The sequence below is a fragment of the Streptomyces sp. NPDC093586 genome (assembly GCF_044764905.1).
GTDB lineage: Bacteria > Actinomycetota > Actinomycetes > Streptomycetales > Streptomycetaceae > Streptomyces.
On sequence record NZ_JBIWJA010000053.1, the window covers coordinates 1 to 23282 of the forward strand.

19 protein-coding genes and 1 pseudogene are annotated in these 23282 nt (G+C 71.6%); 10 read left to right on the forward strand and 10 right to left on the reverse strand.

Going from position 1 to position 23282, the window contains the following annotated elements:
* Positions 1–129: 129 nt before the first annotated feature.
* A pseudogene (locus ACIRFH_RS33520) lies at positions 130–630 on the forward strand (SAM-dependent methyltransferase); the annotation flags it as partial.
* 134 nt (positions 631–764) lie between these two features.
* On the opposite strand, the gene ACIRFH_RS33525 reads toward ACIRFH_RS33520, so the two are convergent.
* The 4 genes from ACIRFH_RS33525 to ACIRFH_RS33540 form a co-directional block, all read right to left on the reverse strand.
* Positions 765–1688 carry a carbohydrate kinase family protein gene (locus tag ACIRFH_RS33525; RefSeq protein WP_403529353.1) on the reverse strand — a complete coding sequence of 308 codons (924 nt, stop codon included), beginning with the start codon at positions 1686–1688 and terminating at the stop codon, positions 765–767.
* Positions 1685–2593 carry a pseudouridine-5'-phosphate glycosidase gene (locus ACIRFH_RS33530; RefSeq protein ID WP_403529356.1) on the reverse strand — a complete coding sequence of 303 codons (909 nt, stop codon included), beginning with the start codon at positions 2591–2593 and terminating at the stop codon, positions 1685–1687. Before ACIRFH_RS33530 ends, ACIRFH_RS33525 begins: the two co-directional genes overlap by 4 nt.
* A 107-nt stretch (positions 2594–2700) precedes the next feature.
* Positions 2701–3255, reverse strand: a complete 555-nt coding sequence (locus tag ACIRFH_RS33535; RefSeq protein WP_403529359.1) for a methylated-DNA--[protein]-cysteine S-methyltransferase — start codon at positions 3253–3255, stop codon at positions 2701–2703.
* A 46-nt stretch (positions 3256–3301) separates the two neighbouring features.
* Entirely contained in the window at positions 3302–4192 is an 891-nt protein-coding gene (locus tag ACIRFH_RS33540; RefSeq protein WP_403529362.1) for a glycerophosphodiester phosphodiesterase, read from the reverse strand.
* Positions 4193–4469: 277 nt separating this feature from the next.
* Between ACIRFH_RS33540 and ACIRFH_RS33545 the strand changes: the two genes are divergently transcribed.
* From ACIRFH_RS33545 to ACIRFH_RS33570, 6 genes are all read left to right on the forward strand, one after another.
* Positions 4470–5345 carry an MHYT domain-containing protein gene (locus tag ACIRFH_RS33545; RefSeq protein ID WP_403529365.1) on the forward strand — a complete coding sequence of 292 codons (876 nt, stop codon included), beginning with the start codon at positions 4470–4472 and terminating at the stop codon, positions 5343–5345.
* A 40-nt stretch (positions 5346–5385) separates the two neighbouring features.
* On the forward strand, positions 5386–7524 hold the full coding sequence (gene uvrB / locus ACIRFH_RS33550; protein WP_403529368.1) for an excinuclease ABC subunit UvrB: 2139 nt from the start codon (positions 5386–5388) through the stop codon (positions 7522–7524).
* A 142-nt stretch (positions 7525–7666) separates the two neighbouring features.
* Positions 7667–8245: a TerD family protein gene (locus ACIRFH_RS33555; protein WP_225635961.1), complete on the forward strand. Its 579-nt coding sequence runs from the start codon at positions 7667–7669 to the stop codon at positions 8243–8245.
* A gap of 92 nt (positions 8246–8337) precedes the next feature.
* Positions 8338–10377 carry a TerD family protein gene (locus ACIRFH_RS33560; RefSeq protein ID WP_403529371.1) on the forward strand — a complete coding sequence of 680 codons (2040 nt, stop codon included), beginning with the start codon at positions 8338–8340 and terminating at the stop codon, positions 10375–10377.
* A gap of 285 nt (positions 10378–10662) precedes the next feature.
* Positions 10663–11652 (forward strand): TerC family protein, encoded by a 990-nt coding sequence (locus ACIRFH_RS33565; protein ID WP_403529374.1) that lies wholly within the window; start codon positions 10663–10665, stop codon positions 11650–11652.
* Between the two features lie 183 nt (positions 11653–11835).
* A complete protein-coding gene (locus ACIRFH_RS33570; RefSeq protein ID WP_403529377.1) occupies positions 11836–12936 on the forward strand; it encodes a calcium:proton antiporter in 1101 nt (366 codons plus the stop codon).
* A gap of 36 nt (positions 12937–12972) precedes the next feature.
* Here the strand turns inward: ACIRFH_RS33570 and ACIRFH_RS33575 are convergent, their stop codons facing one another.
* The gene (locus ACIRFH_RS33575) at positions 12973–14019 is read right to left on the reverse strand and encodes a S66 peptidase family protein (RefSeq protein WP_403529380.1); all 1047 of its coding nucleotides are present in this window, start codon (positions 14017–14019) and stop codon (positions 12973–12975) included.
* A gap of 103 nt (positions 14020–14122) precedes the next feature.
* Here ACIRFH_RS33575 and aroQ point away from each other — a divergent pair, with 103 nt between their 5' ends.
* Entirely contained in the window at positions 14123–14596 is a 474-nt protein-coding gene (aroQ, locus tag ACIRFH_RS33580) for a type II 3-dehydroquinate dehydratase (RefSeq protein WP_403529383.1), read from the forward strand.
* Positions 14597–14769: 173 nt separating this feature from the next.
* On the opposite strand, the gene ACIRFH_RS33585 is transcribed toward aroQ, so the two are convergent.
* Positions 14770–15426, reverse strand: coding sequence for an MBL fold metallo-hydrolase (locus ACIRFH_RS33585; protein WP_403529385.1), 657 nt, complete (start codon positions 15424–15426; stop codon positions 14770–14772).
* 70 nt (positions 15427–15496) lie between these two features.
* Positions 15497–16183 (reverse strand): maleylpyruvate isomerase family mycothiol-dependent enzyme, encoded by a 687-nt coding sequence (locus ACIRFH_RS33590; RefSeq protein ID WP_403529388.1) that lies wholly within the window; start codon positions 16181–16183, stop codon positions 15497–15499.
* Positions 16184–16406: 223 nt separating this feature from the next.
* Between ACIRFH_RS33590 and uvrA the strand changes: the two genes are divergently transcribed.
* Positions 16407–19418 (forward strand): excinuclease ABC subunit UvrA, encoded by a 3012-nt coding sequence (gene uvrA / locus ACIRFH_RS33595; protein ID WP_403529391.1) that lies wholly within the window; start codon positions 16407–16409, stop codon positions 19416–19418.
* A 198-nt stretch (positions 19419–19616) separates the two neighbouring features.
* On the opposite strand, the gene ACIRFH_RS33600 is transcribed toward uvrA, so the two are convergent.
* Complete coding sequence (locus tag ACIRFH_RS33600) at positions 19617–20525, reverse strand: carbohydrate kinase (RefSeq protein ID WP_403529394.1); 909 nt, start codon at positions 20523–20525, stop codon at positions 19617–19619.
* Complete coding sequence (locus tag ACIRFH_RS33605; RefSeq protein ID WP_403529397.1) at positions 20522–21583, reverse strand: LacI family DNA-binding transcriptional regulator; 1062 nt, start codon at positions 21581–21583, stop codon at positions 20522–20524. Before ACIRFH_RS33605 ends, ACIRFH_RS33600 begins: the two co-directional genes overlap by 4 nt.
* 217 nt (positions 21584–21800) lie before the next feature.
* On the opposite strand from ACIRFH_RS33605, the gene ACIRFH_RS33610 reads away from it, so the two are divergent.
* Complete coding sequence (locus tag ACIRFH_RS33610) at positions 21801–22223, forward strand: Rieske 2Fe-2S domain-containing protein (protein ID WP_403529400.1); 423 nt, start codon at positions 21801–21803, stop codon at positions 22221–22223.
* A gap of 24 nt (positions 22224–22247) precedes the next feature.
* Here ACIRFH_RS33610 and ACIRFH_RS33615 read toward each other — a convergent pair whose 3' ends face one another.
* Positions 22248–23228, reverse strand: coding sequence for a hypothetical protein (locus ACIRFH_RS33615; protein ID WP_403529403.1), 981 nt, complete (start codon positions 23226–23228; stop codon positions 22248–22250).
* Positions 23229–23282 lie beyond the last annotated feature (54 nt).

Consider the following 23282-nt stretch of genomic DNA (forward strand, 5'->3'; position numbering starts at 1 on the left):
GTCGGACCTCTCATCAGCGTCTGTGACGGCACCCCTCGGGCCCGGTGACACCACCCCCCAGGTCATCCCTTCGACAGGGGGCAACAGTCATGCCGGGCCCGGAGGCCAGCGGCCCTCTTGCAGGACCGTGAAGAACATAACGAGGGCTTCGACCTGGTGCACGCCCGCCTCGTTCTCGTCCATGTTCCCGGCCGGGAACCGGCGTCGCGCTCGATGGTCGAGGCCCTGCGGCCGGGCGGCCGTCTGCTCGTCGAGGACGCCGGTCCCGCGCCGCGGCCCCTGCTCCGTCCCGACGAGCACGGTCCGGACCAGCAGCCGGCGAACCGGCTGCGGCACGGTGTCCGCGAACTGCTCTCCCGCCGTGGCGCCGACCTGTCCTACGGACGCAGGCTCCCGCGCCTGCTGCGGGAGAGTGGCCTGTGCCGTGCGGAGGCCGACGCCTGCTTCCCGGTCACCTCGCCCGCGTGCGCCGCCCTGGAGTCCGCGACGATCCGGCAGATCCGCGAGCAGCCGGTCGCCGCCGGCGTGGCCACGGACGAGGACATCTACCGGCACCTCGCCGACGCCACCTCCGGCAGCATGGACCTGGTGACGGCACCGATGATCTCGGCGTGGGGGCACAAGGCGTAGGCGCGGCGGGGTGTTCACGGCGCCGCCCCGCCCGCCGGCCGGTGCGCCGCGTGCACCACGGGCCGCGCGGACGAACGGCACGACACGGTGCACGCTCAACGGTGCGTCCGGGCGCGGTGCGCCTGTCCCGCCGGTCAGCCCCGGCCCCCAGCTGACGGAGGCCTCCCGCCCACCCGCTCGACCGCCACGGCTCCCGCCCGGCACCCCTGCGCCGCCGCATCCTCGGGCGTCGCGCCCGCGAGCAGCGCCGCGAGGAACGCGCCCGTGAAGGCGTCACCGGCGCCCGTACTGTCCCGCGCAGACGCCGGGACGGCGGGGACATGCGCGCACACGGCACCGGACCGGGCCACCAGGGCCCCTGCGGAGCCCTGCTTGGCGACCACCAGCGGAACGTGCCGGCTCAGCTCGGCCACGGCGTCCGCGGCGTCGGACAGCCCGGTGAGCAGACACGCCTCGTCACGGCTGGGCAGCAGGACGTCGACCCCCTCGACCAGGTCCAGGAAACGGTCGACGCCCAGGTCCGCCAGGAAGCCGGCCGACGCCGGATCCAGGCTCACCGGCGTCCCCCGCGCGCGTGCCGCGGCCAGCGCGACCGCCACCAGGGCACGGCTAGGCTCCGAGAAGAGGAGGTAGCCCGACAGGTGAAGGCGTGCGACCCCGTCGAGCAGCGTGTCCGACCAGTCACCGGGCTCCAGGCGCAGCGACGCCCCACTGTCCGTCAGGAACGTCCGTTCGGCCGAGGCGCCCGAGTCGACCAGGCAGATCACCGTCCCCGTCGGTGCGGACCGGTCGACGACCAGACGGGGCCGCACCCCGTGCGCCAGCAGTTCCCGCTCGTGCCAGGCCGCCGCGTCCGCGCCGACCCGTCCCAGCAGCCGTACGTCCCCGCACCCCCCGTACGCGGCCCAGCAGGCCACGTTGGCCCCCGCCCCGCCGGGCAGTCGCCGGATCGAGGCGGCCGTGTCCGTGCCGACGGTCAGCGGCCCCCGGTGCCGGGCGACGACGTCCGTGACCACGTCCCCGACGACGAGCAGCGCGCCTCCCGCCCCGGCGGTCACGCCCCGGTCCACGCCGCCGCGACACGTGCCGCCAGCCGCACGTTGCCGCGCACCGCCGCCAGATTCGCGCTCAGCGACGCCCCGTCGGTGTGCCGTACCAGGTAGTCCAGCAGGAACGGGGTGACCGCCTGGCCCGTGACCCCCTCCTCCTCACACGCGCGCAGCGCGTCGGCGAGCACGCGCGCGTGCAGCGCGGGGTCGAGCTGCTCCTCCGGAGGGACGGGATTGGCGACGACGAGCGCCGACTCCGGCCCACCGAGCGCGTCCTGCGCCCGCATGACCGCCGCCACCTGCTCCGGACCGCGCAGCGTCCAGTCCACCGGATGCCCCGAGTCGGACAGGTAGAAGCCGGGGAAGCGGTCCGTGCCGTACCCGGCCACCGCGACGCCCAGCGTCTCCAGCCGCTGCAGGGTCGCGGGTACGTCGAGGATGGACTTCACGCCCGCGCACACCACCGTGATCCGGGTCCGCGCCAGCAGACCGAGGTCGGCCGACTCGTCCTGCGTCACGGTCCACTCCCGGTGCACGCCGCCGAGCCCGCCGGTCGCGAAGACACGCACCCCCGCCCGGGCGGCCAGCAGGGCGGTCGCCGACACCGTGGTCGCCCCGCTCGCCCCGGCTGCCAGCGCGAGCGGCAGATCACGATGGCCCAGTTTGCGGATGCCGTCCTCGTTCGCGATCCGCTCCAGCTGCTCCTTGTCCAGGCCGACCCGGGGCCGCCCGTCCAGCACGGCGATCGTCGCCGGTACGCCACCCTCCCGCCGCACGGCCTCCTCCAGCTCCCGTGCCACCAGCAGATTGCGCGGGCGCGGCAGCCCGTGCGCGATGATCGTGGACTCCAGGGCCACCACGGGGCGATGCGCGTCGAGCGCCTCCCGTACCTCTTCCGACACCACCAGCGTCACGGGTCTGCCTCCCTAGTCCGTCGGTTCTCCCTCATCTCTGGCGGTCGGGAGACCGGGGCAAACCCCGTCGGGAGACCGGGCCGGCCCACGGCGGACAGCGGCTCGGGTCAGAACAGCGGCTCGGGCAGCACGCCCTCCAGCGCGAGCAGTCGGCGCTTGGTGTCCACGCCGCCGCCGAAGCCGCCGATGCCGCCGTCGCTGCCCACGACCCGGTGACACGGCACGACGACCGGCAGCGGATTGGCCCCCATCGCCGTGCCCACCGCCTGGGCGGCACCGGGCTGACCCACGCGCCCGGCCAGATCGCCGTAGCCGACGACCGAGCCGTAGGGCACGCCCGACGCCAGTTCCCGCAGCACCTGCCGGTTGAAGCCCGATATCAGCGACCAGTCCAGTGGCAGGTCGAAGTCGTGCCGCTCGCCCGCGAAGTACGCCTCCACCTGCTCTATCGCCTCGGCCAGCAGCGGGGAGCCGGGCGCCTCGACGGGCCGGGCGCCCAGCCGGGACGCGAGCCGCTCGAGGGCCCGGTCGCGCACGGCGTCCGTGGCGTGGAACACGACGTTGACCAGGCCGTCGTCGGTCGCGGCCAGCAGCAGCGGACCGATACCGGTGCCGACGACGGCCCACACCACCCGCTGCTCGTACTGCCCATGGCTGTCCATGCGCCCACCGTACGGCCCGCCACTGACAACGCCAGGGGCGGCAGGATCACAGGCCGGCGGAGTCCGCGACCCCCTGCACCGCGTCCCGGACCACGTCGGGCTTGTTGGTGATGATGCCGTCCACCTCGTACCCGGCGACCCGCCGGGCGGTGGCCGCGTCGTCGACCGTCCAGGTGAAGACCTCCATGGCCCTGCCGTGCGGTCCGTTGAAACCGTGGACGGAGGCGACGTAGCTCTGCGAGATCGACCCGTGGGACGGGTTGATCTGGTCGGTGAACTTCGCGTACTCGGGCAGGTCCGCCACGGCCGGGGTACCGAGGAAGCCGGTCTTGACGGCCGGCTTGAGGTCGTGGACGGTCCGGATGCTGTCCGCGTCGAAGCTCTGCACGATCAACCGGCCGGCCACGTGCCGCCGGTCGAGCCAGCCCTCGTTGGCGAGGACCTTGAGCGTCTGCCGCTCGATCCCCGGGTAGAGCGCCGGGCTCTTGAGCTCCAGCAGCAGTTTCTGGTGGTGGAGCTCCACACGGTGCACGTACTGCTCCAGGGTCGGCACGCGCGCGCCCGCGTACTGGGAGCCGAACCAGCTCCCCGCGTCCAGACGGGCGATCTCGGCTGCGGTGAAGTCCTTCACCTTCCAGGGCGCGCGGTCGGGGAAGACCTCCTCGACGTCGGTGGTGCGCTGCAGGCTCTCGTCGTGGAGGACGACGAGCTCGCCGTCCTTGGTGCGCTGGACGTCGTTCTCCACCCAGCGGATGCCCAGCTCGGCCGCCTTGTCGACGGCGGCCAGCGTGTTCTCCGGCGCGTAGGCGGACGCGCCCCGGTGGGCGACGACCGTCGGCGCGTCGCCCCTGTCCAGGGTGTCTGCGTGAGAACCGGGAGCCATGAGGACGACCCCCACGAGCGCGGTGGTCAGGACGGCAACTGCGCGCGCGTGCATGCGTACTCCTCGCGTCGAGCTTTCACGGACAGCACCACTGTGACAGCAGAGGGTCAACGAGAGGTGGGTGCAGAATGGCCACAGGCTGAATGGAGTTGCTCAACTCCGCTCACCGGGGCCGCACAACTGGGGCAAGACCGTGATTCTTTACCGGAGAATCGTTCGACCATTCTGGTGGGAGTCATACTCTCTGCCTCGGCCCTGACCGTTTGTACGGTCCTGGGAAGGGCGCACATCAGGGCATTCCGGGACGTAAAAGGCGGAAGGGCAGCCGCGCATGCAAGGTACGGTCGACGGTTTCAGCTACGGACTCGTCACACCGCTGGTGGCCTACCTCATGGCCTGTCTCGGCGGCGCCCTCGGTCTGCGCTGCACCACCAGGTCCATGCTGGTCACCCAGTCGTGGCGCCCCGGCTGGCTCGCCCTCGGCTCGGCGGCGATCGGCTCCGGGATCTGGACCATGCATTTCGTGGCGATGATGGGCTTCACGATCGAACACACGCCGATCCGCTACGACTGGGGGATGACGTTCGCGAGCCTGGCCGTCGCCATCGTCATGGTGGGTGTGGGGATCTTCATCGTCGGCTACCGGGGCGCGCGGGGAACGGCCCTGTTCACCGGGGGGACCATCACCGGTCTGGGCATCGCCTCGATGCACTACCTGGGAATGGCCGGTATGCGGCTGGACGGGCGGCTGGAGTACGACACGTTCACCGTGGCCGCGTCCGTCGCCATCGCCATGGCCGCCGCCACCGCGGCCCTGTGGGCGGCCGGTCAGGTCCGGGGATTCCTCTGGAGCGTGGGCGCGAGCCTCGTGATGGGCCTCGCCGTCACCGGCATGCACTACACCGGTATGGCCGCGCTCGACGTCCATCTGCACGGCACGTCCGACCCCTCCTCCGGCGGCTCGCCGGCCGAGCTGCTCGCCCCCATGCTGATCGGCCCCCTCGCCTTCCTCCTCCTCGCCGGCGTCGTGGTGCTGTTCGACCCGCTGATGGTCATGGGGAAGCCGGCCGTGCCCGTCGAGCGCAAGCCGGGCGTCCCCGCGCACGCCGAGTTCCCGCCGAGGGCCCACCGCCCGGCGCATCACCCCACGCGCCCGACGCCCCGCCACCTCGTCCACGGGCGCTCCCGTACCCCGCAGAACCGCTGATCCGGACCGGTTGTCAGTGCGGGGTCGTACGGTGGATCCCATGCGGCCCGTTTCCCAGATCGAACGCACGGTGGCGCCCTTCGAGGTCGTCAGCCCCTACCAGCCGAGCGGTGACCAGCCGGCGGCCATCGCCGACCTCGCCCGGCGCATCGAAGCAGGCGAGAAGGACGTCGTGCTGCTCGGCGCGACCGGCACCGGCAAGTCCGCCACCACCGCGTGGATGATCGAGAAGCTCCAGCGTCCCACCCTCGTGATGGCGCCGAACAAGACACTCGCCGCCCAGCTGGCGAACGAGTTCCGCGAGCTGCTGCCGAACAACGCGGTCGAGTACTTCGTCTCGTACTACGACTACTACCAGCCCGAGGCATACGTCCCGCAGTCGGACACCTACATCGAGAAGGACTCCTCGATCAACGAGGAGGTGGAGCGCCTGCGCCACTCCGCGACCAACTCGCTGCTCACCCGCCGCGACGTCGTCGTGGTCGCCTCCGTCTCCTGCATCTACGGTCTCGGCACCCCGCAGGAGTACGTCGACCGTATGGTCCCCCTCCGCGTCGGCGACGAGCACGACCGGGACGAGCTGCTGCGCCGCTTCGTGGACATCCAGTACACGCGCAACGACATGGCCTTCACCCGCGGCACCTTCCGCGTGCGCGGCGACACCATCGAGATCTTCCCGGTCTACGAGGAGCTCGCCGTCCGCATCGAGATGTTCGGCGACGAGATCGAGGCCCTGTCCACGCTCCACCCGGTCACCGGCGAGATCATCAGCGACGACCAGCAGCTGTACGTCTTCCCGGCCTCCCACTACGTCGCGGGCCCCGAACGCCTGGAGCGGGCGGTCAACGACATCGAGAAGGAACTGGCCGAGCGCCTGGCCGAGCTGGAGAAGCAGGGCAAGCTCCTGGAGGCACAGCGGCTGCGGATGCGCACGACGTACGACCTCGAGATGCTTCGCCAGATCGGCAGTTGCTCCGGCGTCGAGAACTACTCGATGCACTTCGACGGCCGCTCGCCCGGCTCCCCGCCCAACACCCTGCTGGACTACTTCCCGGACGACTTCCTGCTCGTCATCGACGAGTCGCACGTCACCGTGCCGCAGATCGGCGCCATGTACGAGGGCGACGCCTCCCGCAAGCGGACCCTGGTCGACCACGGTTTCCGGCTGCCCTCCGCGCTCGACAACCGCCCGCTGAAGTGGGAGGAGTTCCAGGAGCGCATCGGGCAGACCGTGTACCTGTCGGCGACCCCCGGCGCCTACGAGCTCTCCCGCTCGGACGGCGCCGTCGAACAGATCATCCGCCCCACCGGCCTCGTCGACCCGGAGATCGTCGTCAAGCCCACCGAGGGCCAGATCGACGACCTGGTGCACGAGATCCGCAAGCGGACCGAGAAGGACGAGCGCGTCCTCGTCACCACGCTCACCAAGAAGATGGCCGAGGACCTCACCGACTACTTCCTGGAGCTCGGCATCCAGGTCCGTTACCTGCACAGCGACGTCGACACCCTGCGCCGCGTGGAGCTGCTGCGCGAGCTGCGCGCCGGTGAGTACGACGTCCTGGTCGGCATCAACCTCCTGCGCGAGGGCCTCGACCTGCCCGAGGTCTCCCTGGTGGCCATCCTCGACGCCGACAAGGAGGGCTTCCTGCGCTCCGGGACCTCCCTGATCCAGACCATCGGCCGCGCGGCGCGCAACGTCTCCGGGCAGGTCCACATGTACGCCGACAAGATCACCCCGGCGATGGAGAAGGCCATCGACGAGACCAACCGCCGCCGGGAGAAGCAGATCGCCTACAACAAGGCGAACGGCATCGATCCGCAGCCGCTGCGCAAGAAGATCAACGACATCGTCGCGCAGATCGCCCGCGAGGACATCGACACCGAGCAGCTTCTCGGCTCGGGCTACCGCCAGTCGAAGGACGGCAAGGGCGCCAAGGCCCCCGTGCCCTCCCTCGGCGGCAAGGCGGCGACCGGTGCCAGGACGGCCAAGGGCGGGAAGACCGCGACGGTGCCCACCGACCGCCCCGCCGCGGAGCTCGCCGAGCAGATCGAGGAACTCACCGCCCGCATGCGGGCCGCCGCCGCGGACCTGCAGTTCGAGATCGCCGCCCGACTGCGCGACGAGGTCTCCGAGATGAAGAAGGAACTGCGCCAGATGAAGGAGGCCGGCCTGGCCTGACGGCCCGCCCGGCACGCGGTGTGTTGCAAGACCGACACAAAGTGTGGACGGGGGTACGGCACGGTCAGTGGCTCTGCGTAGGGTTCTGGTCAACCGCGGGTGGCGCGGCAACAGGGGACAGCTCGTAGAGGGGAATCAGCGCGTGACCGTCAACATGACCAAGGGTCAGGCCATCAGTCTGCAGAAGAACGACGGCGGCAGCCTGACGTCGGTGCGCATGGGTCTCGGCTGGCAGGCGGCTCCCCGGCGCGGCCTGTTCGGTTCCCGTACCCGGGAGATCGACCTCGACGCCTCCGCCGTCCTGTTCGCGGACAAGCAGCCGGTCGACGTCGTCTTCTTCCGTCACCTGGTGAGCGACGACGGCTCGGTGCGCCACACCGGGGACAACCTGGTCGGCGGTGTCGGCCAGGGCGGCGACGACGAGGCGATCCTCGTCGACCTGCAGCGCGTCCCGGTCCACATCGACCAGATCGTCTTCACCGTGAACTCCTTCACGGGCCAGACGTTCCAGGAGGTGCAGAACGCGTTCTGCCGCCTGGTGGACGAGACCAATGGCCAGGAACTCGCCCGTTACACGCTGGCCGGCGGCGGCGCCTTCACCGCCCAGATCATGGCCAAGGTGCACCGGGTGGGACAGGGCTGGTCGATGACCGCCCTCGGCTCCCCGGCCAACGGCCGTACCTTCCAGGACCTGATGCCGGCGATCCTGCCGGTTCTGTAGGGGGACACCGGTCCCGCCCGTTCCACCGGGAACGGGCGGACGGTGCAGCGCACATCACGAGTCGCACACGAGTGACACAGGGGGAACAGGCGATGACGGCCGAGCTGGTGCGGGGGCAGAACCATCCGCTTCCCCAGGCCCGTCTGGAGATCCGGGTCTCGGCCGGTGCGCCGCTGGTGACCGCGGCCACGCTCGGCGACGAGAACGGGACGGTCCACGGCGTCGAGTGGGTGGCCCATCCGGGCGCGCCCGCCCTGCCCGGACTGGAGGTCTCCCGGCAGGCGGCCGCCGACCATCGTCTCGCGGTGGACCTGGACGCCGTGCCGGACGCCGTGCACCGGGTCAGTGTGCTGCTCGCCCTCGCCTCGGCCGACGGGGCGGGCCCGTCCCGCTTCGGCGCCGTCGCCGCTCCCTTCGTCGCCGTCACCGGCCTCGACGGCACCGAGGTCGCCAACTACACCCTCACCGGCCTGGAGGCCGAGACCGCCGTCGTCGCGCTTGAGCTCTACCGCCGGCAGGGCGCCTGGAAGGTGCGGGCCGTCGGCCAGGGCTACGCGGGCGGCCTCGCCGAGCTCTTCGCCGACCAGGGCCTGCCGCAGGCCCACCGGCTCGCGGGCGTCGTCCAGGCGGCGGCGGCGAGCGGTCTGGCCCGCTCGGTGCCGGCCCCTTCGCCGCGTACGGCGGACGGCGACCGTGCCCGCCAGACCGCTGCCCCGGACCACGCAACGGCCGCGTCCCCGGGCGCGCCCGGCTCCACACCGGCGGCGTCCCCGTACGATCCCCAGGGCGCCGGCGGCCCGCAGACGCCCGGCGGTCCGGGCCGGTCCGCACCGCAGCCGCCGTACCCGGGCGGGGCCACGGCGGGGGATCCCGCCCCCGCCACCGAGCCGCACGCCCCCTCGGGAGGCGGCCCGATCGACTACAGCCACCCGCGCCGACAGCACGCGGCTCCGCCCGTGCCCGCGCCGGCCGCGCCCCCGGCCGCGCCCGGGCAGACCGCACAGCCCGTCGCGGGCGACGCCACCGGCTGGTCCATGGACGAGCGGCTCTACAACCAGGTGTGGGGCATGTTCGAGGACCTGGCCCGCACCGCGGCCGCGTACCGCAGTGCCGTCGACTTCGCCGAGTCGCGCATGGAGAAGGAGATCGACCAGGCCCTGTCCGACCCGCGCAGCCGGATCGGCGGGCAGGGTGACGCCGCGCGCGAGGCCGCCCGTGCCCGGCACGGTCAGCTCGTGGCCCAGGCCAGGGAGGCCCTCGACCGGGATCTCGCCCAGCTCGCCGCCGAGGCCGATGTCGTCGAGCCCGCCCTGCCGGCGGCCTACGCGCGCTGGGACAACCCCGTCTGGCACGCCTACCGCGTGCCCATGGAGATCCCCATGGCCGTGCGCCTGGGCGACCTCCGTCTGCCCGAGGCCGACCGGATACGCATCCCGATGCTCGTCCGGCTGCCGCTGGAGCGCGGCCTGTGGATCGACAGCGGGCGTTCCGGCTCGCTCGACGGTTCGTTCGCGGACACCCACGATCCGGGACGTCTGGCCCTGGAGTCGGCGGTCGCGCACGCGGCCCGGCTGCTCGCCGTCCACCCGCCGGGCGAGTTCACCGTGCACGTCATCGACCCGGCCGGAGCGGGGACGCAGGCCCTGGCACCGCTGGTGCACAGCGGAGTGCTCGCCGCCCCGCCGGCTCTGGGGGCCGCGGGGACGGCGGACGTGCTCGCCCGGCTCACCCAGCGCGTCGACCTGGTGCAGATGGCGCTGCGCGGAGGCGCCGCCGACGCGCTGCCACCCGGTCTCGACACGTCCCAGCAGCTCCTGATCGTCAACGACTTCCCGCACGGCTTCGACGACCGGGCCGTGACCCAGCTGCGCTACCTCGCGGACGAGGGCCCGGCCGTCGGTGTGCACCTGATGATGGTCGCCGACCGCGAGGAGTCCGCGGGATACGGGCCGCTGCTCGACCCGCTGTGGCGTTCGCTGCTGCGTCTGACCCCGGTCGCCGACGACCATCTGGCCGACCCGTGGGTCGGCCATGCCTGGACCTACGAGCCCGCGCTCGTGCCGCCCGGCAGCCAGGTGCTCCAGCAGGTGCTCGCCATGGTCGCCGCGGCCCGACACTCGTGGAACCGGTGAGCCACAGCCAGCACCAAGTACTCGTAAAGCCATTCTGACCTGGAACTTTGGCCTTTCCTTTACTTTCCTCTTTACCTTTCCTTGGTGATGGGGGTACTGTTTTTCCCACGGAGGGGAGTACTCCCTGCCAGCTGCGGCGTACCCGTCAATACGGATCAGGCCAGATCCCGGGGCGTCGGCCCGTGGGCTCCGGACGCGCCTCGCGCACCGGATGCCCGGGGTGGAAGAGACCTCCGGCAGCGACGACGCTGACATCCGCCGTGTGACGTACTGCCGGAGGCACAAGTGGAAGTTTCCATGGCCCTGTGGGCCCTGACCATCGTGGGCCTCGCCGCCCTCATCGCGGTCGATTTCTTCATCGGCCGCAAGCCGCACGACGTATCGATCAAGGAAGCCGGGCTCTGGACGGTCGTCTGGATCGCGCTGGCGGGTCTCTTCGGACTCGGGCTCCTCGTCTTCGGCGGTGGCCAACCCGCCGGCGAGTTCTTCGCGGGCTTCATCACCGAGAAGTCCCTGAGCGTCGACAACCTCTTCGTCTTCGTCCTGATCATGGCGAAGTTCGCGGTGCCCTCGCAGTACCAGCAGCGAGTGCTCCTCGTCGGCGTCCTCATAGCCCTGGTCCTCAGGGCCGTCTTCATCGCCGCCGGTGCCGCGATCCTCGCCAGCTTCTCGTGGGTGTTCTACCTCTTCGGCGCCTTCCTGATCTGGACCGCCTGGAAGCTCATCCAGGAGGCCCGGGCCGAGGAGGAAGACGAGGAGTTCGAGGAGAACAAGCTGCTCAAGGCCGTCGAACGCCGGTTCGGCGTCGCAGACCGGTACCACGGCACCAAGCTGTGGATCGAGGAGAACGGCAAGCGCGTCATGACCCCGATGCTGGTCGTGATGCTCGCGATCGGCACCACCGACGTCCTGTTCGCGCTTGACTCCATCCCGGCGATCTTCGGGCTGACCCAGGACCCGTACATCGTGTTCACGGCCAACGCCTTCGCCCTGATGGGTCTGCGCCAGCTGTACTTCCTCATCGGCGGCCTGCTGAGGAAGCTGGTCCACCTCTCGTACGGCCTGTCGATCATCCTGGGCTTCATCGGCGTGAAGCTGGTGCTGCACGCCCTGCACGAGTCCGGGGTCCACGTCCCCGAGATCAGCATTCCGGTCTCGCTCGGCGTGATCTGCTCGGTCCTGATCGTCACCACGATCACCAGCCTCCGGTCCTCCCGGAAGCAGGCGGAAGCGGCGGCCGCCCGAGACACGTCGAAGCACGACATCGACGCCTGACCGGCGTACGACAGCCCGTCGGGCGCGCAGACACCACCGGGAGCGGCGAGCGGCGCAGGGCCGGCCGCCGCTCCCGCACCCGCCGCGAGAGAGGAAGACCCCGAGCGCGTGTGTCGGCCGAAGCTGTTCCCTGTCCGTATGTCCGGGCGTGCGAGGTCCGTTCGCCTCTGCGACGATCGCTGCATGATCACTCGGCCCAGGGCGCTCCTCGCACAGTGGACGACCGTCACGCCTGTGGTCGCGGTCGTGCTGCTGATCTTCACCTGGGGGCGCGACCTGCCCGGGGTGGTCGTGGCGCTGCTGACCATCGTCCTCGCAGTGGCGGTCCTGGCCGCCGTGCACCATGCGGAGGTGGTCGCCCACCGGGTCGGTGAGCCCTTCGGCTCCCTCGTCCTCGCCATCGCCGTCACCGTCATCGAGGTCGCCCTCATCGTGACCCTGATGGCGGACGGCGGCGACAAGGGCGCCACCCTCGCCAGGGACACCGTCTTCGCGGCCGTGATGATCACCTGCAACGGCGTCGTCGGGCTCAGCCTGCTCGTCGCCTCCCTGCGCCACGGCACGGCGGTGTTCAACCCGGAGGGCACCGGTGCCGCCCTCGCCACGGTGGCGACCCTGGCCACGCTCAGCCTGGTGCTGCCGACGTTCACGACCAGCGCGTCGGGCCCGGAGTTCTCCACCGTCCAGCTGACCTTCGCGGCGCTGTCCTCGCTGATCCTCTACGGGCTGTTCATCACGACCCTGACCGTGCGGCACCGCGACTACTTCCTCCCGATCACCCGGCAGGGCGAGGTGATCACTGTCGAGGATCACGCCCACGCGCCGTCGGCCCGTACCGCGCTGATCAGCCTGGGACTGCTGGCCCTGGCGCTGATCGGTGTGGTCGGACTGGCGAAAGGTGTGTCACCCACCATCGAGAAGGGGGTGGACGCCGCGGGACTCCATCACGCCGTCGTCGGTGTGATCATCGCCCTGCTGGTCCTCCTCCCCGAGACCATCGCCGCTCTGCGCTCAGCCCGCCGCGACCGGGTGCAGACCAGCCTGAACCTCGCGCTCGGTTCCGCGATGGCCAGCATCGGACTGACCATCCCGGCGGTCGCCCTGGCCTCTGTCTGGCTCCCCGGGCCGCTGATCCTGGGCCTCGGCCCCACCCACATGGTGCTGCTCGCGCTGACCGTGGTGGTGGCCTCCCTGACGGTCGTGCCAGGACGCGCCACGCCCCTGCAGGGAGGCGTCCACCTGGTGCTGTTCGCGGCGTACCTGGAACTCGCGGTCAACCCGTAGCGGGCCCGGCGTCCGCCGCGTGGACCGGTGCGCGGATCAGTACGTGACGACGATCCGCCGCGCGGGCCCGTCGACACGCACGATCCCGCCGTACGGGATGACGAGCTGCGGATCGGTGTGGCCGAGGTCCACGTCGAAGACGATCATGGCGTCGGGAGCATAGGCACGCATCGCGCGCAGTACCGCCTCCCGCTGCTCCGCCGCGTAACGGGCGCCTTCCTCGGGGCTGTGGGGGTGCTCGAAGGACCACGTCTTCGGGCGGCCCATCAGCAGGGCGGAGAAGCGCCGGAGCAGGCCGCGCTCGCCCATGTTGCGCAGCGTCCGGAAGACCTCCGCGGCGCTCGGCAGCTCCTCCGAGGTCTCCAGGAACAGCACGCCCCCGTCGTACTCGGCCGGATCGCGCGCGATCTCCCGGTCGGCCATCAGCAGCCAGCCGACGATCTCCAGACAGCCGCCCCAGCCGCGTCCCTCGATCACCCGGTCGGCATTGACCCAGGACCAGCCGCTTCCTGGCCGGGTACCGGGCTCCTCGTCGAAGGTCGCCGGGTCGGCCCAGTCCCGGTCGACGTCGTTCCAGCGCTCGGCGGGCCGCAGCTCGTACGGGCCCGAGGTGAACAGCGCTGCCCGCAGAGAGTCGGCGGTCTGCGGGTGCATGGCACCGGGGCGGCCCAGTTCGCACATGACACCGGCGCCGTGGTAAGCGACGATTCCGGTGTTGCGCAGGTAGGCGAGCAGGTTCGTGTTGTCGCTCATACCGAAGAACGGCTTCGGGTTGGCCCGCAGCAGCTCCCGGTCCAGGTAGGGCAGGACGGTGATCTGGTCGTCGCCGCCGATCGACGCGATCACGGCCTTGACGTCCGGGTCGGCGAAGGCCGCGTGGATGTCGTCGGCCCGTTCCCGCGGCGTAGAGCCCATCTTCCGGGTGGCGGGATACTCGACCGGTTCCAGCCCGTAGACCTCGCGCAGCCGCTCCAGGCCCAACTCGTAGGGACGCGGGAACAGCCCGGGCAGTCCCGACGCGGGCGATACCACCGCGACGCGGTCACCGGGCGAGGGCTTGGGCGGGTACATGATCGTCGGCATGTGCGGAGGATACGGGCGGCCGGGCTGCCGGCACACCGTGATAAACCGGGTGCGAGCGCCGGTCGGCCATGGACCGCCGCACCTCGAACGGACCGGAGGAACCGTGCCCCGCACCCTGGCCAACGCCCCGATCATGATCCTCAACGGGCCCAACCTGAACCTGCTCGGCCGGCGCCAGCCGGAGATCTACGGCTCCGACACCCTCGCCGACGTGGAGACCCTGTGCGTCAAGGCCGCCGCGGCGCACGGCGGCACGGTGGACTTCCGCCAGTCCAACCACGAGGGCGAACTGGTCGACTGGATCCACGAGGCACGGCTGAACCACTGCGGGATCGTGATCAACCCCGCCGCCTACTCGCACACGTCCGTCGCGATCCTGGACGCGCTCAACACCTGCGACGGGCTGCCGGTGGTGGAGGTCCACATCTCCAACGTCCACCAGCGCGAGCCGTTCCGGCACCACTCCTACGTCTCGCAGCGTGCCGACGGCGTCATCGCGGGATGCGGTGTGCAGGGGTACGCGTTCGGAGTGGAGCGGATCGCCGCGCTGGCGGGGACGGGACGGGTCGACACCTGAGGAACCGGGACCCCGGCCGAGGGAGGGAAGGAAGGACCGGCGGTCGGTGCCGCACCGGAGCCGCCGTCCTGCATGGGGCCGTCACCGGTCGACCGCGACCGCCTCGCGCGCCGACAGCGCGGGACGGGTTGCCGCTGGTGAACGGATCACACGGGGCGCATACGGGGAGGCGCTCACCACCCCCGCGCGTGCCACTCCGGCAAATGCGGGCGCTCCGCGCCCAGCGTGGTGTCGTTGCCGTGCCCCGGATAGACCCACGTCTCGTCCGGGAGGACGTCGAAGACCTTGGTCTCGACATCGTGGATCAGACTCGCGAACGCCTTCGGGTCCTTGTGCGTGTTGCCCACACCGCCGGGGAAGAGGCAGTCCCCGGTGAACACGTGCGGATGCCCGTGCGGGTCGTCGTAGACGAGGGCGATCGAGCCCGGTGTGTGCCCGACCAGGTGACGCGCGGTGAGTTCCACCTGTCCCACCCGGATGGTGTCGCCGTCGTCGACCAGCACGTCGGTGGGCACGGGAATGCCCTCGGCGTCGTGCCGGCCCGCGTAGGTGCGGGCGCCGGTGGCCGCGACGACCTCGGCCAGCGCCTGCCAGTGGTCGCCGTGCCGGTGGGTGGTGACGACGGAGGCGATGCCGTCGTCACCGATCGTGCCGAGCAACGCGTGGGCGTCGTTCGCGGCGTCGATCAGCAACTGCTCGTCGGTGGCCCGGCAGCGCAGCAGATAGGCGTTGTTGTCCATCGGGCCGACCGCGAGCTTGGTGATCATCAGGTCTTTGAGCTCGTGCACGTCGGCGGGGCCGCCGACCCTCACCTCTCCGCTGTAGGTCATGTCGGCCAGCCTAGCGCCGGGAGGCGGTCGCAACCGTCTCCGCCTCCGCAACCGCGTCCGCCTGCCCGGGCTACAGCGGGGGCAGCGCGGGCAGCGTGCCCCCGTCCACGGTCAGCGCGGATCCGTCGCGCCGTCCGGAGAGCCAGCCCAGCAGGTCGGCGGGGGCCCCGGTGACGGTCACCTCCGGTCCGTCCTCCTCGCGGCCCGTGCGCCACGCGCGCGTGCCGTCCGTCAGACGCGTGGGCGGCACGTCCGGGTGGCCGGTGAAGCGGGCCGCCAGGAACGCGGTCTCCCGCTCGGTGAACTCCTCCGGGAGGTCCTCCAGCTCATACCCGATCCCGAGGTCCACGTGGTGCAGTTCCACCTCGGCCCAGCGCCGGAACGGCAGCCGGGCAGCCGAGTCGGTGACCCCGTTGCGCAGCGCGACCGTGCGTGACCAGTCGGCGGGGACGGCGCCCGCCTCCTGGAAGCGGGCCGCGCTCTCGCGCAGGTCCGTGAGCTGTGCGTCGAGGGGGCGCGGGGCGTCCCGCTCGATGTCGGCGTCCCGGGCGTCACCGGAGACGTACATGGGGCGGCCTTCGAGGACGTTCACGAGGGCGTCCGCGTTGCGGGCGAGGTGGGCGAGGACATGGCCGCGGGTCCAGCCGGGAAGCCGTGACTGGTCCGTCACGCCCGCGTTGTCCAGTTTGCCGACCGCGGTCAGGAGTCGCTCGGTGGCGTCCTGTACAGACGCCAGGTCACGCACGTGATCAATCATGCAGCCGACCCTAGACCGCGCCACACCTTCGGGTGAAGGAGACGGACGAGGCCCGTAAATCGAATGTGCGTGCTATATGGTCGAAGGTGGCGTCGGGCATGCTGGAGAGCCGGGGTTTGTTGACAACCGGTGAATCCGACCGGCGTTGTCAGTGGCTCCCCCTAGTCTGGGAAAGACGGGGGCCCCGCCCCTGTCACTTCTCTCAAGAAAGGTGCGGACCGGCGTGGCCGACCGTCTCATCGTCCGTGGCGCGCGTGAGCACAACCTGAAGAACGTCTCGCTCGACCTGCCTCGCGACTCGCTCATCGTCTTCACGGGCCTGTCCGGGTCGGGCAAGTCCTCCCTGGCCTTCGACACGATCTTCGCCGAGGGCCAGCGGCGCTACGTGGAGTCGCTCTCCTCGTACGCCCGGCAGTTCCTCGGTCAGATGGACAAGCCGGACGTCGACTTCATCGAGGGTCTCTCCCCGGCGGTCTCCATCGACCAGAAGTCGACCTCGCGCAACCCGCGATCCACGGTCGGCACCATCACCGAGGTCTACGACTACCTGCGCCTGCTCTTCGCCCGCATCGGCAAGCCGCACTGTCCCGAGTGCGGTCGGCCGATCTCGCGCCAGTCGCCGCAGGCCATCGTCGACAAGGTGCTGGAGCTGCCGGAGGGCAGCCGCTTCCAGGTGCTGTCGCCGCTGGTGCGCGAGCGCAAGGGCGAGTTCGTCGACCTCTTCGCCGATCTGCAGACCAAGGGCTACTCCCGCGCGCGCGTGGACGGCGAGACCGTCCAGCTCTCCCAGCCGCCCACGCTGAAGAAGCAGGAGAAGCACACCATCGAGGTGGTCGTCGACCGCCTCACGGTGAAGGACTCCGCCAAGCGCCGCCTCACCGACTCCGTCGAGACCGCGCTCGGCCTGTCCGGCGGCATGGTCGTGCTCGACTTCGTCGACCTCCCCGAGGACGACCCCGAGCGCGAGCGCATGTACTCGGAGCACCTCTACTGCCCGTACGACGACCTGTCCTTCGAGGAGCTGGAGCCCCGCTCCTTCTCCTTCAACTCGCCCTTCGGCGCCTGCCCCGACTGCTCGGGCATCGGCACGCGCATGGAGGTCGACCCGGAGCTGATCGTCCCGGACCCGGACAAGTCCCTGGACGAGGGCGCCATCCACCCCTGGTCGCACGGGCACACCAAGGACTACTTCGCCCGCCTGATCGGCGCCCTCGCGGACGCGCTGGGTTTCCGCACGGACATCCCGTTCGCCGGACTGCCGCTGCGTGCCCGCAAGGCCCTGCTGAACGGGCACAAGACGCAGGTCGAGGTCCGCTACCGCAACCGGTACGGGCGCGAGCGCCGCTACACCACGGCCTTCGAGGGTGCCATCCCCTTCGTCAAGCGCCGGCACAGCGAGTCCGAGAGCGACGCCAGCCGTGAGCGCTTCGAGGGGTACATGCGCGAGGTGCCCTGCCCCACCTGCGAGGGCACCCGCCTGAAGCCGCTCGTCCTCGCGGTCACCGTCATGGGCAAGTCGATCGCCGAGGTCTCGGCCATGTCCATCAGCGACTGCGCCGACTTCCTGGGCGAGCTGAAGCTCAGCGCCCGGGACAAGAAGATCGCCGAGCGTGTGCTGAAGGAGGTCAACGAGCGGCTGCGCTTCCTGGTCGACGTCGGCCTGGACTACCTCTCGCTGAACCGTGCGGCCGGCACGCTCTCCGGTGGCGAGGCCCAGCGCATCCGCCTGGCCACCCAGATCGGCTCCGGACTCGTCGGCGTGCTGTACGTCCTCGACGAGCCGTCCATCGGTCTGCACCAGCGTGACAACCACCGGCTGATCGAGACCCTCGTCCGGCTCCGCGACATGGGCAACACGCTCATCGTCGTCGAGCACGACGAGGACACCATCAAGGTCGCCGACTGGATCGTCGACATCGGCCCCGGCGCCGGCGAGCACGGCGGCAAGGTGGTGCACAGCGGCTCCGTCAAGGAACTGCTCGACAACGCCGAGTCGCAGACCGGCCTGTACCTGTCCGGCAAGAAGGCCATCCCGCTGCCCGAGGCGCGGCGCCCGCGCGACCCGTCCCGGCAGCTCACCGTGCACGGCGCCCGCGAGAACAACCTGCAGGACATCGACGTGTCCTTCCCGCTCGGGCTGTTCACGGCCGTCACCGGCGTCTCCGGCTCCGGCAAGTCGACCCTGGTCAACGACATCCTCTACACGCACCTCGCACGGGAGCTGAACGGCGCCCGCAGCGTCCCCGGACGGCACACGCGCGTGGACGGTGACGACCTCGTCGACAAGGTCGTCCACGTCGACCAGTCGCCCATCGGCCGCACCCCGCGGTCCAACCCGGCGACGTACACCGGCGTCTTCGACCACATCCGCAAGCTGTTCGCCGAGACGACGGAGGCGAAGGTCCGCGGCTACATGCCCGGCCGGTTCTCCTTCAACGTCAAGGGCGGCCGCTGCGAGAACTGCGCGGGCGACGGCACGATCAAGATCGAGATGAACTTCCTCCCGGACGTCTACGTCCCGTGCGAGGTCTGCCACGGCGCCCGGTACAACCGGGAGACCCTGGAGGTCCACTACAAGGGCAAGTCCATCGCCGACGTGCTGAACATGCCGATCGAGGAGGCGACCGACTTCTTCGAGGCGGTCCCCGCGATCGCCCGGCACATGAAGACGCTCAAGGACGTCGGCCTCGGCTACGTCCGGCTCGGGCAGTCCGCGACCACCCTGTCCGGCGGTGAGGCCCAGCGCGTGAAGCTCGCCAGTGAGCTGCAGCGCCGCTCCACCGGCCGCACGGTCTACGTCCTGGACGAGCCGACCACCGGTCTGCACTTCGAGGACATCAGCAAGCTGCTGACCGTCCTGTCCGGCCTGGTCGACAAGGGCAACACGGTCATCGTCATCGAGCACAACCTCGACGTGATCAAGACCGCCGACTGGGTCGTCGACATGGGCCCCGAGGGCGGCGCCGGTGGCGGCCTGGTGGTCGCCGAAGGCACGCCGGAGCAGGTCGCCGGCGTCCCGGCCAGCCACACCGGCAAGTTCCTCAGGGACATCCTCGGCGCCGACCGGGTCAGCGACGCGATCCCGGCGCAGACCATGCGCAAGACGGCGAAGACGGTGGCGGCCAAGACCACCGCAAGGAAGACGGCCACCAGGAAGATCGACGGCGCCACGGCGAAGACGGCCAGGACCACCAAGCCCGCCGCGAAGAAGACGACGCGGTCGAGCAAGGCCTGACGAGTCCTGCGGGCGCCCGGCATTCACGCGCAGGGCCCCCGCCCCCGCACGAGGACGCGCCGTGTTCCACGGAAGACCCGTGGGGCACGGCGCGTCCGGCGCTCGGGTGCCCGCCGCGGTGCCGCACCGGACCGCCTCGACGGCCATCACCCCGGCGCCTGAGAGCCGTGCGGCCGGCCGGCTGAGTCCAACCGGTCCTCAGAGAGCGACCTCGTGGGCGTACGGAGGCTCCGCGCCCGCGCGGGAACAGGTGACCGCCGCCGCGCGGGCGGCGAAACCGAGCAGGCCGGCCCAGCCGTCGGGCCCCAGCGCGGCCACCGCGTGCTCGGAGAGCGCGTCCCGCACCGCGAGGCCGTGCAGCAGCGCCGCGTTCACCGTGTCGCCCGCACCGATGGTGTCCGCCACCTCGACCCGCTCGCCCGGCACCGTGTACTCGCCCCCGTCGCGGGTGAACGCCGTCAGCCCCTCACCGCCGCGGGTGATCACCACCGCCGCCGGACCGGCCGCCAGCCACTCCCCGGGGGTGCCGCCGAGCCACTCGGCGTCCTCCGCGGACAGCTTCAGCAGCGACACCGACGGCAGCCAGCTCTTGAACCGGGCCCGGTAGGCGTCCGGATCCGGGATCAGTCCCGCCCGGATGTTCGGGTCGAGCGCCGTGAACACGCCCCGCGCGGCCGTCTCGCGCAGCAGTTCCTCGTACGCGCTCGCTCCCGGTTCCAGTACCAGCGAACAGGTGCCGAAGGACACCGCCCGGGTGTCCGGAGGCAGGGCGGACGGCACCGTGAACAGCCGGTCGGCGGTGCCCTCCACATAGAAGGAGTACGCGGCCGAACCGTCCGCGCCGACCGTGGCCACGGCGAGCGTCGTCGGCTCGGCCCCGCGCTGCACCGGCGACACGTCCACGCCGGTCTCGCGCAGCCGGCCCAGCAGCGCCTCGCCGAAGGCGTCGTACGACACCCGGGAGCAGAAGGCGGTGGGGGAGCCGAGGCGGCCCAGCGCGACGGCGGTGTTGAACGGGCCGCCGCCGGGCGCCGGCCGGAGCGCGGCGAGGGCACCCGTGCCCTGCGGTACCAGGTCGATCAGTGCCTCACCGGCGACGACGATCACGGGAGGGTCCTTTCGTGGGCCTGTTCGGAGGCTTGCCGGGGCTGCTCGGGGCAGCCGCACGAGGTGCGGTGGACGAAGGCACAGGGCAGCCGCACGGTCCTGGCCGGCCGGTCCGGCGCGGCGAGCCGTTCCAGCAGCAACCGGACGGCCCGGGCACCGACCTCCTCGCCGGGCTGCGCGACGGCGGTCAGCCGCGGTGTGAACAGGTCGGCCCAGGCGAAGTCGTCGAAGCAGCACAGCGCGAGATCGCCGGGCACGGACAGACCACGGTCCCGCAGGGCGCGCAGCGCGCCGATGGTCATCGCGTTGTTGGCGGTGACCAGCGCGGTGGGCGGTGTCGCGAGGGACAGCAGGGCCGCCGCGGCCCGTTCGCCGCCGGCCGCGCCGGAGTCACCGTGCACCACCAGCCGCTCGTCGTACGGCAGCCCGGCGGCGATGAGGCCGTCCCGGTACCCGGCGATCCGCTCGCGCGTCGTGCTGAACCCCGGCCGGCCCGCGACCAGGCCGATGCGGCGGTGGCCGAGCCCGGCGAGATGACGGACCAGCCCGGTGGTGGGCCCGGCGCTCTCCGCGCACACCTGGTCGAAGCGGGGGCCGCCGTCCTCCGGCGCGTCGACGACCCGGTCGAGGAACACGGCGGGCACCCGGTGGCGTGCCAGGTAGGCGACGAGCGCGCCCGGATCGGCGGAGGGCGCGACGATCAGGCCGTCCACGCGCCGCTCGTGCAGCAGCCGCACGACTTCCAGTTCGTGCCCCGGGTCGTCGTGCGGGTCGGCGATGAGCAGGCTGTAGCCGTGTTCCAGGGCCTGGGCCTCGACGCCCTGGAGGATCTCCGTGAAGTAGGGATTGCTGATCGCCGAGACCGCGAGTCCCAGGGAACGGGTCCGGGAGGTCACCAGGGACCTGGCGAGGGTGTTCGGGGTGTAGCCGAGCTCCTCGACGGCGTCCAGCACCGCCTGGCGGGTGTGCGGCAGCACGGGACGGGTGCCGTTGAGGACGTGCGAGACCGTCGCCACGGAGACCCCGGCGTTCCGCGCGACGTCGGCCATGGTCGCCATCGGAACGCCCCCTTCCTTGTACGCCCCTCGTACCGCCTGCGCTGCTCCCCGCCGTGCTGCCGGGGAGCGTATCCCGTTCCGCGACAGACGTAAACGCTTGCGCAATCGCTTACGCGGCTCCGGCGCGGTGCGCCCTCGGCACGGCGACCCACTCGGCCGGAAGCCCGGCGCCGCCGGATATCGTCGCCCTGTACACCCCCGACCAGTGGAGATCCCCATGCCCGGCCGCCCCGTCCCGAGTCGTCGTACCGTCCTGCGCTCGGCGGCCCTCACGCCCGTCGCCGGGCTCGGTCTGGCCGCCTGCTCACCGGGGGACGACGGCGCGGCCGCGCAGCCGACCGCCCCCGTCGACCTCGGCGCGGACGGCGAGGTCGCCAAGGGCGCCACCAAGCTCTACCGGGACCAGAACGTGGTGGTGAGCCGCGCGGAGGACGGTTCGATGAAGGCCTACAGCACGGTCTGCACGCACGCGGGATGCCCCATCAAGAAACTGGAGGGGACCAAGCTGGTCTGCCCCTGTCACGGCAGTGAGTTCGACGCCCGCACCGGCGAGGTGCTGCACGCCCCGGCGACCGTGGCGCTCATGGAACTGCGCGTCGACGTGCAGCAGGGCCGGATCGTCGCGAGTCCCGGGGCCTGACCGTGCGTTCGGCGCGGCGTCCGCTCACTCCCAGTCCCACGCGATCCCCAGCATGCCCGGCCGCACCCGCGCCTCGACGAGGTGCACCGAGCGGTGCGGCCCGCTCATGGCCAGCTCCCGCCGGCCGCCGCGCGGCGCCGCCGCCGAGTACTGCGTGAACCGCCGGCAGCGCACCGGCCGGGCCGCCGCGTCGAACCCCACCTGGAGCGCGTACTGGCCGCCCGCCGCGCCGAACACGCGGACGTACTCGTGCGACACGCCCGCGGTGCCGTCCTCGACGCCGTAGCGGAAGAGATGGGTGTCCCCGGCCCGCAGGCGGATGTCGAAGAGCAGCTCCGCCACCAGTACACCGGTGTCGTGGTGGATGCGGACGCGCCCCGTACGGCAGTTCTCCAGGGCGTGGACGGCCATCCGCGCGGGAGCGCATCCCGGGTCGCCGTGGTGGACGGCGACGAAGCGGTCGACGCCGTCCCGGTGGGCGCGGACGATGTGGTGCGACTCGCGCCCCGCCAGCTCGCGCCGGGCCCCGATCCGGACCCGTTCGTGGTGCCCGAGGGTGTGCAGCCCGTCGTCCGCGGACGGGCGGCCGAGCTCGCCCAGCAGCCGGTGCAGGACGTCCGAGGCCTCCATCCGGGCCTGGTAGGAGCGCACCGGGGGCCGCTGTGCCGACAGGGGCCCGTCGGTCTCGGCGAGCAGGCGTATCAGGGATTCCTCGGGCAGCTGGAGTATCTCCTCCAGGGCCCGTACGGCCCGCAGCGACTCCGGACGCCGCGGACGCCGGGCGCCCTGCTGCCAGTAGCTCAGGCTCGTGACGCCCACCGTCACCCCGTGCCGCGACAGATGGTGCTGTACGCGCTGCAGCGGCAGTCCGCGAGCGGCGATCGCGGCGCGCAGGGCGGCGTGGAACGGGCCACCGCGCAGGGCCGAGTCGAGCTCCGCGGTGCCGGTGCCCGTGGGGTCGGCGTCCGCGGCGTCGGCGTCCGCGTGCTGTGTGGCGTGCGGCATGCAGGGGGCCTTTCTGTGGATGTTCACAACGGCTGGACGGACCGTTCGGCGCGG

Excerpts from the sequence above, each read along its gene's own strand:
- ACIRFH_RS33610 (WP_403529400.1), top strand. The coding sequence starts at position 21,801 with ATGCCCGGCCGCCCCGTCCCGAGTCGTCGTACCGTCCTGCGCTCGGCG.
- ACIRFH_RS33575 (WP_403529380.1), bottom strand. The coding sequence starts at position 14,019 with ATGCCGACGATCATGTACCCGCCCAAGCCCTCGCCCGGTGACCGCGTC.
- ACIRFH_RS33560 (WP_403529371.1), top strand. The coding sequence starts at position 8,338 with ATGACGGCCGAGCTGGTGCGGGGGCAGAACCATCCGCTTCCCCAGGCC.
- ACIRFH_RS33590 (WP_403529388.1), bottom strand. The coding sequence starts at position 16,183 with ATGATTGATCACGTGCGTGACCTGGCGTCTGTACAGGACGCCACCGAG.
- ACIRFH_RS33605 (WP_403529397.1), bottom strand. The coding sequence starts at position 21,583 with ATGGCGACCATGGCCGACGTCGCGCGGAACGCCGGGGTCTCCGTGGCG.
- ACIRFH_RS33545 (WP_403529365.1), top strand. The coding sequence starts at position 4,470 with ATGCAAGGTACGGTCGACGGTTTCAGCTACGGACTCGTCACACCGCTG.
- ACIRFH_RS33585 (WP_403529385.1), bottom strand. The coding sequence starts at position 15,426 with ATGACCTACAGCGGAGAGGTGAGGGTCGGCGGCCCCGCCGACGTGCAC.
- uvrB (WP_403529368.1), top strand. The coding sequence starts at position 5,386 with ATGCGGCCCGTTTCCCAGATCGAACGCACGGTGGCGCCCTTCGAGGTC.
- ACIRFH_RS33540 (WP_403529362.1), bottom strand. The coding sequence starts at position 4,192 with ATGCACGCGCGCGCAGTTGCCGTCCTGACCACCGCGCTCGTGGGGGTC.
- ACIRFH_RS33535 (WP_403529359.1), bottom strand. The coding sequence starts at position 3,255 with ATGGACAGCCATGGGCAGTACGAGCAGCGGGTGGTGTGGGCCGTCGTC.
- ACIRFH_RS33570 (WP_403529377.1), top strand. The coding sequence starts at position 11,836 with ATGATCACTCGGCCCAGGGCGCTCCTCGCACAGTGGACGACCGTCACG.
- ACIRFH_RS33615 (WP_403529403.1), bottom strand. The coding sequence starts at position 23,228 with ATGCCGCACGCCACACAGCACGCGGACGCCGACGCCGCGGACGCCGAC.